This is a genomic window from Solibacillus sp. FSL R5-0691 (assembly GCF_037974225.1).
GTDB lineage: Bacteria > Bacillota > Bacilli > Bacillales_A > Planococcaceae > Solibacillus.
This window is the reverse complement of sequence record NZ_CP150231.1, coordinates 1,026,615-1,040,224: the sequence shown is the minus strand read 5'-3', so window position 1 is coordinate 1,040,224 and position 13,610 is coordinate 1,026,615. Positions and strand designations below refer to the sequence as shown.

General features: G+C 40.7%; 10 protein-coding genes. All 10 read right to left on the bottom strand.

Features of this window, described 5'->3' with window-relative positions:
- Positions 1-1,263, bottom strand: coding sequence for a pitrilysin family protein (locus tag MKY51_RS04980; RefSeq protein WP_339175622.1), 1,263 nt, complete (start codon positions 1,261-1,263; stop codon positions 1-3).
- 143 nt (positions 1,264-1,406) lie between these two features.
- Positions 1,407-1,586, bottom strand: a complete 180-nt coding sequence (locus tag MKY51_RS04975) for a hypothetical protein (protein WP_339175621.1) — start codon at positions 1,584-1,586, stop codon at positions 1,407-1,409.
- Positions 1,587-2,172: 586 nt separating this feature from the next.
- On the bottom strand, positions 2,173-3,132 hold the full coding sequence (locus tag MKY51_RS04970; protein ID WP_339175620.1) for an ABC transporter permease: 960 nt from the start codon (positions 3,130-3,132) through the stop codon (positions 2,173-2,175).
- Position 3,133: 1 nt separating this feature from the next.
- Positions 3,134-4,183: an ABC transporter permease gene (locus MKY51_RS04965; protein WP_339175618.1), complete on the bottom strand. Its 1,050-nt coding sequence runs from the start codon at positions 4,181-4,183 to the stop codon at positions 3,134-3,136.
- Complete coding sequence (locus tag MKY51_RS04960) at positions 4,183-5,724, bottom strand: ABC transporter ATP-binding protein (protein WP_339175616.1); 1,542 nt, start codon at positions 5,722-5,724, stop codon at positions 4,183-4,185. Before MKY51_RS04960 ends, MKY51_RS04965 begins: the two co-directional genes overlap by 1 nt.
- A gap of 251 nt (positions 5,725-5,975) precedes the next feature.
- Positions 5,976-7,088: a BMP family protein gene (locus MKY51_RS04955; RefSeq protein ID WP_339175615.1), complete on the bottom strand. Its 1,113-nt coding sequence runs from the start codon at positions 7,086-7,088 to the stop codon at positions 5,976-5,978.
- A 61-nt stretch (positions 7,089-7,149) separates the two neighbouring features.
- Positions 7,150-7,878, bottom strand: coding sequence for a GntR family transcriptional regulator (locus tag MKY51_RS04950; protein ID WP_339175614.1), 729 nt, complete (start codon positions 7,876-7,878; stop codon positions 7,150-7,152).
- Between the two features lie 203 nt (positions 7,879-8,081).
- Positions 8,082-10,373: a DNA translocase FtsK gene (locus MKY51_RS04945; protein WP_339175613.1), complete on the bottom strand. Its 2,292-nt coding sequence runs from the start codon at positions 10,371-10,373 to the stop codon at positions 8,082-8,084.
- 329 nt (positions 10,374-10,702) lie between these two features.
- On the bottom strand, positions 10,703-12,370 hold the full coding sequence (locus MKY51_RS04940) for a ribonuclease J (RefSeq protein WP_079525327.1): 1,668 nt from the start codon (positions 12,368-12,370) through the stop codon (positions 10,703-10,705).
- A gap of 328 nt (positions 12,371-12,698) precedes the next feature.
- Positions 12,699-13,610 carry a 4-hydroxy-tetrahydrodipicolinate synthase gene (gene dapA, locus MKY51_RS04935; protein ID WP_339175612.1) on the bottom strand — a complete coding sequence of 304 codons (912 nt, stop codon included), beginning with the start codon at positions 13,608-13,610 and terminating at the stop codon, positions 12,699-12,701.

Here is a 13,610-nt window from a genome sequence, read left to right as displayed (position 1 = left end):
TTACTCCCCCTTACCGCATAAGAAATACGTTGCTTCTAATTTAATATCCTGTGCCACTTTTTGCACATCTTCTTTTGACACAGATTGCCAGCGTGCAGTCCACGTATCCATAGTAAACGGTTCGTCTAATACTTTATATTGATCGAAAATTTCAATTTGGCCACGAGGTGAATCCAATGCTTCTTTTAACTGGTTAATGAGCATCGCCTTCGTTTGCGCCAATTCCAAATCGGTAATTTCACCATTTTGCATCACTTTTAACTGTTCGGCAATTAATTGACGTGCCTTTTCTTCATTTGCCGGCTCAATACCTGATACGACAAACAGTAAACCGTATTGTGAAGAGTATGAGCTTGATGCATAATACGCTAAACTTTCTTTTTCACGGACATTCATAAATAATTTTGAATGGGCATAGCCGCCAAAGATTCCGTTGAAAATTTGCATTTTAGGGAAATCTTCATCGCCGAATCGAACAGGTGTCGAGTAGCCGATATGCAGTTTCCCTTGTTTCATTTCCTGCGTTTCTTTTGTATATGGCTCAATGTTTGCAGGCGTTTTGTCTTCTTGTGTTTTTGGCAGCGCATTGCGGTCAGCAAATTGGAATGCTGCTTTCAACTTTTGCGTCATTTCTTCAACGTTAATATCACCGACAACATAAATATCAATGACATCATTTGCTAGCATATCTTCATATGTTTTTGTCAATGATTGTGGTGTAATTGCTTTTACGGCTTCGATATTTCCGTTTGCAGAAAATGATGCTGCGCTGTTTGGACGGATGATTTCTGTTAAACGTTTTTGTGCGTAGCGTGACTTGTCATCGAAAATGGATTGGATTCGTTGGATGACCATTTCTTTTTCACGGTTGACGATTGATTCTTTAAATACACCGTTTTCGTAATTCGGTTTGAAGATCGCTTCCTGGATCAGGTCGATTACTTCATTTAGAACATTGCCATGCGATAAATATTGGTCGTTTACTGTTTCGACATTCATGAGTACGGTATGTTCCTGACCGCGCTTTGCTGTGTCAAAATACAATACTGTGCCGAACAGGTCATCTAAATAGCTGCGGTAACTTGCTGATGTTGGAAATTTTTCGTTGCTGTGCTGCAGGACATTCGATAATACTGTACGCTGTGCCGCTGTTTCTTCATTTAATGGTGCTCTCCATTTGATCGAAAAGTTAACCGTTTTAAATTGGGCAGTTTGTCGTATATGAAGCGAAACACCTTTCGCAATTTCTGTTGTTAAAAACAAAAAAACTCCTCCTGACTACCTCTTGAATATAAATATAAATGCTTCTTCTCTACTATACATGTGATGCCTTGATTTATGCAAAGTTATTATCCGTACTAAGTGTTCCCTAATTCGTGACATTTATGAATGAAAAGTTTGAACGGTTATAAATTTAAAAAATTTTTTTCTAATAAAATTTCTAGACGCTTTCTGCGTTTCTTAATTGGCTCCGTTGTGCTGCGTTCCGGGGCACGCTTTCCTGGGGGCGTGGCTCCAACTAACTTGATGGATGCCTCTACGGCGGCATCCATCAAGTGGATTTTCCGCGCACGCTTAATCCCCAAGGAGTCGGCCCCTCCACTCCGCACAACTAAGGTTTAGTATGGAGTTTGGGCTTCTTATTTATTTTAAGTTAAGCAATGCTGTATTTTATTCCCTTTAACTTCAAAGTTCATGCATTAACGTAACTTGGCTAATAAGTTCCGAGTTTTCTACATTTCAGGTGATCTGTTCTACTTTTACCTGAAGATTTTTCACTTTAACTTAAAACTTTCTACTTTTCCCTCAATACGTTCCACTTTCTCCAGCTAATCAGCTAATTAAATCTGCACTTTCTACTTTTCGAACGAACTGTTCTACATTCCCTTAAACAGTTTCCACTTTAGTAGTAGAACTTTCTACTTTCCTATCAATACATTCTACTTTCACCAGGTACTTGGCTAAGTTTCCACTTTAACTATAAAACTTTCTACTTTTCGAGCGAACTATTCTACATTCCCTTAAATAGTTTCCACATAAGCAGAAGAACTTTCTACTTCTCACTCCATATGTTCTACTTTCCTCCGCAACTCATCACATAAATTCCTCCGACTCTTTAAATCCAAACAAAAACCGCCTGTACAAACTCACTCTGTACAGACGGTTCTATAATTAGCGTTTTCCTTTGATATAAGGAACGCCTGATGCTTTTGGTGCTACTGCTTTTCCTACGAAGCCTGCTAATGCCAGGATTGTTAGGACGTATGGCAGGACTTGCAGGATTACCGGTGGGATATCTTGAATGTATGGGATGTTCCCGCCACCGATACTTAATGTTTGCGCTAAACCGAAGAATAGAGCGGCACCTAATGTTCCGATTGGATGCCATTTACCGAAGATCATTGCGGCAATGGCGATGAATCCTTGTCCGGCTACTGTAGAGCCAGAGAAATCACCAGATGATGTCATAGCCAATGAAGCACCACCGACACCTGCCAATGCACCGGAAATCATTACACCGATATAACGCATTTTTGCTACGTTAATCCCCATTGTATCTGCTGCCATTGGATGTTCTCCGACAGAGCGAATACGTAGACCGAATGGCATTTTGTAAAGAACAAACCAAGCGCCTACCGCAACAACCAATGCGATGATCGTTGTGGAGTATACATTTTGGAACAGGAGCGGTCCTAAAAACGGTATATCTGATAAAAATGGTATTTCAAAACGTTGTAATGGCGCAGAAACCATGTCTGTTTGACCTTTACCGTAAATTAATTTAACCAGGAATACTGTAATCGCTGCAGCAAGCATGTTTGCTGCTACACCTGTAACAGTTTGGTCTGCACGGAATGTTACGGCTGCAACGGCAATAATTAACGAGAAAATTGCCCCTGCTAATAGCGCTGCCAATAAAGCCAGCCAAATGACGTTTTTCCCAAAGTCAGCATAGTATTCAAGGTTGATATAAATACCTGTAAATGCACCGACAATCATTAACCCTTCAACACCAAGACCGATTACCCCTGCACGCTCCGAGAATAGAGCCCCGATACCTGTTAAAATAAGCGGTGTTGCGTATAAAAGGGCAGAAGGGACGATAAAGTATAACACTTCTAAAAAGCTCATGTTACTTGCCCTCCTTTTTCTTTCCGAATTTCTGTAGACCAACACGTAAAATATAGCCTGAAGCTACGAATAAAATAATTACTGCAATAATAATCGATACGATTTCTTCCGGAATACCTGCTTCGTTCGGCATGTTTAATGAACCGTATTTCAGGGAACCGAATAATGAAGCCCCGAAGAATACACCGATCGGATTGTTTGCACCTAGTAATGCTACGGCAATCCCGTCGAATCCGATACCTGAAGCTGCTGCTTTAATCGAAGCGTTTTGGTATGTTCCCAATGCTTCCATCGCACCGCCAAGACCGGCGAATACACCGGAAATTGTCATTGCTAAAATGATGTTGCGGTTTACGTTCATACCTGCATATTCAGCAGCGTTTTTGTTGAACCCTACTGCTTTTAACTCATAACCGCGAGTTGTTTTTTCTAAAATAAACCACATAACAACTACCATGATCAGTGCCACGATAATCCCTAAGTGAAGACTTGAATTGTCTGTAATTTCACGTAACCACTGATTACGTAATGTCGCTGACTCTAATACTGTCGGCGTTTTGAATCCGCCGTCTGATAATGATTTAATCGCAGCATTTGTTAAATATAATGCTGTGTAGTTTAACATGATCGAAGCAATTACTTCGTGTACTTGAAGTCTTGCTTTCAGGAAACCTACGATAAATGCCCAGAACGCACCAGCTGCCGCAGCCGCTAGTAATGCTAATGGCAAGTGGATAATACGTGGTAATCCTTCAATTGCATAACCGACATATGCCGCTGCAAGCCAACCCATTAATAGCTGACCTTCTACCCCGATGTTGAATAATCCAGTACGGAAGGCAAATGCTACTGCAAGACCTGCTAAAATATAAGGTGTAATTTGACGGATCGTATTACCGATAGAATAAGAATCTCCGAAAATACCATTCCATAGTGCTGTATACCCATCGATTGCATCATAGCCGCTGACAACCATGATGATACCGCCAACGAGTAATCCTAAAACTACCGAGATGAGTGGAACGAGCAGATTCATAACTCGATTTGACATTATTCGTTCCCCTCCTTAACTGCCTTTGCTTTACGTTTTTCACCGGCCATTAATAAGCCCAGCTCTTGTTCAGATGTTTCTTTCGGATATACCGTATCAACGATTGTCCCATCATAAATAACGGCAATGCGGTCAGAAACGTTCATTACTTCATCTAATTCAAACGAAATCAATAATACTGCTTTTCCTTTATCACGTTGCTCGATTAAACGAGAGTGAATAAATTCAATTGCCCCTACGTCCAATCCACGAGTAGGAAGCGCTGCAATCAGCAGATCCGGATCACGGTCGACTTCACGTCCGATAATCGCCTTTTGCTGGTTACCACCTGAAAGCGCACGTGCTGGCGTCATTTCGCCGTGACCTGTACGAACATCATACTCTTCAATGATTTGACGTGCTTTTTCATTAATTTTCTTATAATCCATAATAACGCCTTTTGAAATTGGCGATTTATAGTAAGTTTGTAGTGCGATATTGTGCCCAATAGGGAAATCCAGTACAAGCCCGTGTTTGTGACGGTCTTGAGGAATATGTCCTACACCCGTTTCCGTAATTTCACGCGGTTTTAACCCTGTAATATCTTTGCCGCCTAAAGTAATTTTACCGCTTTTAATTTTGCGCAGCCCTGTTATTGCTTCGATTAATTCTGATTGACCATTGCCGTCAATCCCTGCAATACCAACAATTTCACCGCAACGAATCGATAAATTCAATCCTTTTACTTTTTCAACATCGCGGTAATCCGTTACAACTAGGTTTTCGATTTTGAAGATTTCTTCAGTAGGGTTTGCTTCCCCTTTTTCTGTAGTAAATTCTACTTGTCGGCCTACCATTAATTCCGCAAGCTGATCCGGGTTTGTTTCAGCTGTTACAACTGTTCCGATCCCTTCACCTTTACGGATAATTGTTACACGGTCAGATACTTCCATAATTTCTTTCAGTTTGTGCGTAATGATGATAATCGACTTGCCTTCTTTGATCAGAAGTTTTAAGATCGCCATCAATTCTGTAATCTCTTGCGGTGTTAATGATGCAGTCGGCTCGTCAAAAATTAAGATTTCCGCACCACGGTATAACGTTTTTAAGATTTCTACACGTTGTTGCATTCCGACAGAAATATCTTCAATTTTCGCATATGGATCCACATCCAAGTTGTATTTCTTCGATAATGCCGCGATATCTTTTGCAGCATCTTTAATATTAATAGCGCCCAGCTTCGTAGGTTCGCTGCCTAAAATGATGTTTTCCGTAACCGTAAAGTTTTCCACAAGCATAAAGTGCTGGTGTACCATTCCGATTCCTAAATCATTTGCTTTGTTTGGATCTGTAATTTTTACTGATTCTCCGCGTACTTTAATTTCTCCGGCTTCTGGTTGATATAGACCGAAAAGTACATTCATTAAAGTCGATTTACCTGCACCGTTTTCTCCTAGTAGTGCATGAATTTCGCCTTTTTTTAACTGGAGGGTGATATTGTTGTTTGCTACGAAATTACCGAACTCTTTGCGGATCCCGAGCATTTCAATCACGTATTCCACTAGACTCACTCCCTTAGGCTATTTATCTTAAAAATTATTTTTATAAAATTAACACATGAAAGATTTTTGGTAAAATCTTTCATCTATTAATTTTTCAGACGTAATCTACACTAAATAAATTCCTTTTCTTACATTTCTATGAAAATAGAACGCTTACATTTCCAATTTACTGAATATTTAAAACAGGCGTTTAAACTAGAAAATCATCATAGGGAATAATTCCCCTATGATGATTACTCCATTAAGAATTATTATTTATCTTTAGGTTTTTCTTCTGAAACTTTAATTTCGCCAGAAGCAATCTTCTCTTTATATTCTTCTACTTTATCCATTACTTCTTGAGGAATAGCACCACGAGAATCTGCTAAGCCAACACCATCTTCAGCTAAACCGTAAACAGTAGTTGTACCACCTGGGAATTCACCGTTTTTCGCTTTAGTAGCAATATCCACTACTGCGTTGTTAACACCTTTTAACATAGAAGTTAATGTGATGTTTGTAGAGTCGTCAACTTGACCTTCTGCATATTGGTCAGCGTCAACACCGATTACCCATACGTTAGCGTCTTTATCTTTTGCTTTACGCTCTTTAGCTTCTGAGAATACACCGTTACCAGTACCACCAGCAGCGTGGAAAATAATATCTACGCCAGAAGAGTACATTGAGTTTGCAGCGATTTTACCTTTAGAAGCATCATCGAATACTCCTGTGTAGTTTACTTGGATTTCGATATCCGGGTTAACAGCTTTTGCACCCTCTACGAAACCAGCGTGGAAGCGGTTAATTACTGGGATATCTGTACCACCTACGAAACCGATTTTGCCTGATTCAGACATTGAAGCTGCAACAACACCAGCTAAGAAAGCACCTTCTTGCTCTTTGAACAGGATGCTTGCTACGTTATCAGCTGCTACTTCAGCATCGATTAATGCTAACATTGCATCTGGATTGTCATTAGCGATTTCTTCAATTGCATCACCCATCATGAAACCAACACCGAATACTAAATCGAAGTCACGACGTAATAAGTTGTTTAAGTTTGTGTTGTAGTCAGCGTCTGATTGAGATTGTAAGTAGTCGAAACCACCGTCGCCTTTAGATAAGCCGTTGTCAGCACCGAATTGTTGAACACCTTCCCAAGCTGATTGGTTGAATGATTTGTCGTCTACACCACCAACGTCAGTAACCATTGCGATAGAGAAATCGCCAGAACCAGCGTCAGAGCTTGTTTCAGAACCAGAATTAGAATCATTGTTTGAAGTGTCTTTTGAATCAGTTGACTCTTCGTCAGTTCCACATGCCGCCAAAATTGCACCAGTTGCTACTACAGAAGAAATTAATAAACCAAATTTACGCTTTTTCATTAATGAGTCCCCCTCAAAGGTAATTGATATTAGCAGGAATTAAATAATAGTAATTATTGTTCTACACCCGTTTACGTACTACATGGAAGCTGAATTTGTCAGCTCTGAAATAATTTTTTGAATAAAGAACAACACGATCATTTTCATCATAGTGAAGTTGCTTTAATACAAGCAATGCAGTTTCCGGCCCACATTTCAATATCGGTGATACTTCATCGTGGAAGCCTACTGGATCGATATATGTCACGGCATATGCGACACGAATGGATCCGGTTTGCTCTAAAGCCGAGAAAATCGAAACGTTTTGATTACTTATAAATTCATTTGGCAGTAAATTTGCCGGTACCTTGTCCACACAGTAGACGACCGGTTCATTGTCTGCCGTTCTAACACGTTCAATCGTGATAACATTGTCATCAATGTCAGCTTGGAAACGTTCCACATCATCTTCCGTGGCTTTTTCTTCCTTCGCACTGATGAAGATTGTGCCTGGATTCATACCAGCGTTTTCAATCATAGACGATATACTCGATAAATGTTCAATGCCTGATGTAAAGACGGGCTTTGGATTAACGAATGTACCGACACCATGACGACGGACAATAATGTTTTCTTCTTCCAAAAGTCGCAGTGCTTCACGAAGCGTTGCACGACTTACACCTAATGTTTTTGAAAGTTCGAATTCTGAGGGTAATTTTTCGTTCTCACGATAGGTCCCTTTATCTATATCTGACTTCAAACGATCAATAACTTGTAAGTATAAATGACGATGATCTGCTTTAATTGTCAATTAGTATCACCACCATAACATAGAGATCAGACATCTGATGTACAACATTCCTACTAATTCGTGAATAATATAACACTTTAAACGAAAAAAGAAAACATATTTCTTTAAATGTGTCACGTTAATGTGAAAAATTAGCGAATTTATTTCAAAACTTATAGAAAAGAATATATTCCGAAAAGTGCGACAATGTCAAGGTTTACTAGCTAAAATCGATTTCCGAGAACTTGTCGCGGTTTACTTCCTTCGGGTGGTCCGACAACCCCGCGCTGCTCCATCTGATCGACAATTCGGGCTGCACGTGAATACCCGATTCTGAATCGGCGCTGCAGTAAAGATACGGAAGCTGTTTGCATTTCCAGTACGAGTTGTACGGCTTCATCATATAAATCGTCCGTTTCGTCCATTACGTCAACGATCGGTTCATCGGTCGGAATCATCGCCTCCTCATATTGAGCTTTTTGCTGCTCAATGACACTGTTAATAATTCTTTCCACTTCATGATCACTTACAAATGCACCTTGCACACGGACTGGTTTGGATGCCCCTGCCGGTAAATACAGCATATCTCCGCGGCCAAGTAATCGCTCGGCACCGCCCATATCTAAAATCGTACGTGAATCTACAGCCGATGATACGGCAAATGCAATTCGGGAAGGAATATTCGCTTTAATGATGCCGGTGATAACATCGACTGACGGTCTTTGTGTTGCAATAATGAGGTGTATCCCTGCTGCTCGCGCCATTTGGGCAAGTCGCGTAATTGCATCTTCCACTTCACTTGATGCAACCATCATTAAGTCCGCCAACTCATCGACAATAACAACAATGTACGGAAGCTTCGGCTGTTTTTCCATTGCTTCTTCATTGCTTATATCGATATATTCGTTATATCCTTCAATATTCCTTGTTCCGGAATGTGAAAACAGATCATAGCGTCGTTCCATTTCCGATACAACTTTCTGCAATGCCTGTGCCGCTTTACGCGGATCTGTTACAACTGGCGCCAATAAATGCGGAATGCCGTTATATACACTTAGCTCAACCATTTTCGGATCGATCATCATCATTTTTACTTCACTTGGTTTTGCGCGCATCAATAGTGACACAATAATGCCATTGATACATACACTTTTCCCGCTGCCTGTTGAACCGGCAACTAATAAGTGAGGCATTTTGTTTAACTCTGCCGCTATTGCCTGGCCTGTTACATCGCGTCCCAAACTAACTAGCAATTTGGCCCCGACTTTCACCTGCTCGTTTGCTTCAAGTACTTCGCGTAATGTTACTACGGCCACTTCACTGTTCGGTACTTCGATGCCGACTGCCGATTTACCTGGAATCGGTGCTTCAATACGAATATCTTTTGCGGCAAGGGCAAGTGCCAAATCATCTTGAAGGCTGACAATTTTACTTACTTTTACACCTGTGTCCGGCATGACTTCATACTTTGTCACAGCAGGACCTAAATGAACTTGGGTCACTTTCGCTTTTACACCGAAGCTTAAAAATGTTTGTTCCAGTTTCTTTGCATTTGTTTGAATAACCGAATATTCGCCGCTCTGATCATGTTCTGGTGGTGGATTCAGCTGCTGCATTGACGGCAAAATATAAGTTTGGTCCGTTTCGGATGTTACGGCCATGATCGGCTCACTTATTTTTTCCTCAACTTCGATTTCGATACCTTTTTGCTGTTCCTGTTTCACTTGCTCCACAAAATTTGAAATGATCGGCTCATGATGTGTCGGCGTTGCTGTTGTAATAATCAGGTCTTCCAAATCAGCCGCTTCCTCTTCGATGATTGGTTCGATTTTAGAACGACGCAACTTATCTTGAGGTTCAGGTTTTGGCTTACTTCTTGTGCTGCGTTTCGTTCTTTTGAACTTTCCCCTAATAACCGGGGCTTTCTCCACTAAAATGGGCACGAGTGCTTTTCCGGTAATTAAAATGATCCCGATTGCCAATAATACAAATGCAGCAATTTTTGCTCCGGATGCATCGAATAATACATGGAACAGGCTAAATAATATTCCGCCGATCATCCCACCGCCAAGCGCATTGCTGCGGTTGGCAATTCCATCTGTACTGATCAGTATTCTCCATGTTTCCTTTAGAACTGAATTTGACAACAATGTGTTCGTTGCAGCCATTTGTTCGAATAGCAAGCTATGACTGAATATCGTCAAGCTGGCCCCGACAAACAGCACACCATATACGACACGTGTATTGAATGGGACACCCCGGCGCTTGACCATTAGCATCCCTGCCACTAAAAAGCAGATTAACGGGATGATAAAATGCAGATTGCCGAAGAAAAACATGGCGATCGAATGAAGCATTCTGCCGACAAGTCCAAACTCCAGAAATTCAATAATGGCTATTGCGATGAGCAGCAACCCGATAATTTCATATGCGAGCGGATGGAGCTCCTCTTTTGTCTTTGGCTTCAGCGTCGGTTTTGCTTTTGCTTTTGTTTTAGTACTTTTCTTTTTTTCCAATCTTTGTTCACCTACTTAAAAATTGTTCCTTATTGTTAGACGCCAAAGTTGCTGTATAGGCTTCCGGATGATAGTGATACGTGATTTGATCAATTGACTTAGTTTGTGCTGAATTAACAATTACTTTTACTGCTATGTACCGAAAAATCAGTTTTTTTCAAATAAACTTCAGTTCTTTACCGCATTTATCCAGCCTTCTCTAATTCTAGCAGCAATTCACAGCGCCACTCCGGAATTTCAGTTAGAAAAAGGGCTTTCTCACGCTTAATGTAAGAAAACCCTTTTTGATTATTAGATAAAAGTGCAACTATAGTTGACTCGCCCTCTAATTAGTACTCCATAATAATCGGAATGATCATTGGACGACGTTTTGTTTTTTGGAATAGATACTGATTTAATGTGTCGCGAATTTCTTGCTTGATGTTTGTCCATTCGAATGTTTCTTTACCGACATACTTTTCGATAACTTCGCGTGCGATTTCAGAAGCTTCTTCCATTAACTGCTCAGATTCGCGTACATATACGAATCCGCGCGATAAAATTTCGGGACCTGAAGCAATTTTTTTCTGAGCACGGTTCAATGTAACAACGACAATGAAGATACCATCTTGAGAAAGCAGTTTACGGTCGCGTAAAACGATATTCCCTACATCGCCTACACCGATTCCGTCGATTAATACATTCCCTGCCTGTACACGTCCTGTCATGCGCATTTTGCCGTTTTTGTACTCGACAATATCGCCTTTATCCGCGATGAAAATTTGTGATTTCTGCAGTCCTACTTGTTGTGCAAGTTTCGAGTGCGCAATTAACATGCGGTACTCCCCTTGAACAGGAATAAAGTATTTCGGCTTCATGAAATTCAGCATCAGCTTTAAATCTTCCGCGCTGCCGTGGCCGGAAACATGGACTTTCTTGTTCGAAGTCATGACATGTGCGCCAGCTTTAGCCAATTGGTTCATTGTGTTATACATTTGCACTTCCATGCTCGGTGACGGAGTAAATGTAATTAACACTGTATCTGTATTTCTGATTTTAATGTCTCGGTGGTGTTTACGCACAATTTTATCCAGTGCATCAAGTGGTTCACCTTTGTTGCCCGTTGCCATAATAATAATTTCGTCATCATGATATTTATGAATTTCGTTTACTGGTACGAGTGTTGATTCATCGATTTCCAAATAGCCCAGGTTTACACCGATATCGACCATTTTCTCCAATGATTTCCCGACAACCGCGACTTTACGGTACGATGCGGCAGCTTGTCTAAACACTTGCTGAATACGAATAAAGTTTGATGCATATAATGCTACGATAATTCGACCTGGTGCCGAATGGAACGTTTTTTGCAATTCTTCCGCAATAACGGCTTCACTAGTTGTATAGCCAGGACGTTCTGCTTCCATTGATTCTGATAAAAGCATGAATACGCCTTCTTCACCAAGCATCGCCATTTTTGCCAGATCCGGCTTGAACTTGCCTGTTGCCGACTGGTCAAATTTGAATTCGCCTGTGTGAACGATAGCACCTTCAGAAGTATGGAACACGATACCTAATGAATCTGGAATACTATGTGTCGTATGGAAGAATGTCACATAAGTAGAATTGAAGTTCATTCGACTATTGCTCGATACTTCAAAGAATTTCACTTGGTAAGGTGCAGGCAATTCTTTTAAATGCTCCTTCGCAAGTGCGATCGTTAACTTTGAACCGTACACCGGTGCTTTAATTTTCTTTAATACATAAGCAATCGATCCAATTGCATCTTCATGACCATGTGTAAGGAAAATACCTTTTACGCGCTCTTTATTTTCCTCTAAATACGTGATATCTGGAATAACGATATCAATTCCAAGCATTTCGTCTTCTGGGAACATGAGCCCACTGTCTACTACGAAAAGCTCTTCATCGATTTCTATTACATACATTGATTTTCCGATTTCGCCAACTCCACCTAATGGAATGACACGGATTAGTTCATTTTTTGATTTTGTCACTTTATTTCCTCCTAAATTGTTCCGAACAGCAACCACTTAAAGTTCATTATACGGTGAGAATGACGTTAGTACAAATAAAAAAGTGATTTTCTTTTTTTACGGAACTGCGGGCAAATTAAAATCATAACCGTTTTGCATAATGTCAAAATTTTATTCCTCTCTTTTAACTGGATAATCCTCAGTTGGCAGCGGGTAATCCTCAAGACTCGTCTTATAATCCTCAGTTTCTGACCATTAATCCTCACTTCATCCGCAATAATCCTCAAACTGACCAAAAATAAAAAAACAGTCACCCGCTTCTCATCGGAAGGAGTGACTGTGAATTTTGTTAGTTTACTTGTAATGCGCGGAAACTTTTTGCTTTTTCCTGATACGTATCCCAGATTTCATCGAATGCTGCCTTTTCTTCCGGTAGCATTTCCATCATCGGCATCCGTACATCAAGTGTATCAAAGCCTAATTTAGTCATCGCGTATTTAATTGGGGATGGATTTGGTTGTGCAAATAGCGCACGAACAAGCGGCAATAATGCACGGTGAATTTGTGCAGCCTCCTGATGACGGCCTTCTTCAAATGCACGGACCATTTGCTGCATATCTTTCCCTACTACATGTGAAGCAACAGAAATAATGCCGCGACCACCGATTGCAAGCAGTGGCAATGTTAACCCGTCATCCCCTGAATACACATGGAAATCCGGATCCACATTTTCAATGATGTCCCCCATTTGATCCAAGTTACCGCTCGCTTCTTTGATGCATGTAATATTCGGTACATCTTTGCTGATCGCAATCGTTGTTTCCGCTAAAATATTGGCACCCGTACGTCCAGGGACATTATAAAGCATGACAGGGAGTTTCGTTTCTTTTGCGATCGTACTAAAGTGGGCATACATGCCGCGCTGGTTAGGTTTATTATAATATGGGGTTACTAGCATGATTCCGTTTGCCCCATTTTCCTCTGCTTTGTGAGTCATCATAATCGAATAGGCTGTTTCGTTATCCCCTGTACCGGCAATAACAGGTATGCGTCCAGCCACTTTTTCGACTGTAAAACGCACGACCTCGATTTTTTCCTCAGTTGACATCGTCGGGTTTTCAGAAGTTGTTCCACAAGCAATAATTGAATCTGTACCATTTTCAATTAAATGGTCAATAATACGTTCTAACTCAGGATAATTAATCGTACCGTCCTTTTTAAACGGCGTAATCATCGCTGTACCAATACGTCCGAAATCCAT

Excerpts from the sequence above, each read along its gene's own strand:
- MKY51_RS04970 (WP_339175620.1), bottom strand. The coding sequence starts at position 3,132 with ATGAGCTTTTTAGAAGTGTTATACTTTATCGTCCCTTCTGCCCTTTTA.
- MKY51_RS04965 (WP_339175618.1), bottom strand. The coding sequence starts at position 4,183 with ATGTCAAATCGAGTTATGAATCTGCTCGTTCCACTCATCTCGGTAGTT.
- MKY51_RS04955 (WP_339175615.1), bottom strand. The coding sequence starts at position 7,088 with ATGAAAAAGCGTAAATTTGGTTTATTAATTTCTTCTGTAGTAGCAACT.
- dapA (WP_339175612.1), bottom strand. The coding sequence starts at position 13,610 with ATGGATTTCGGACGTATTGGTACAGCGATGATTACGCCGTTTAAAAAG.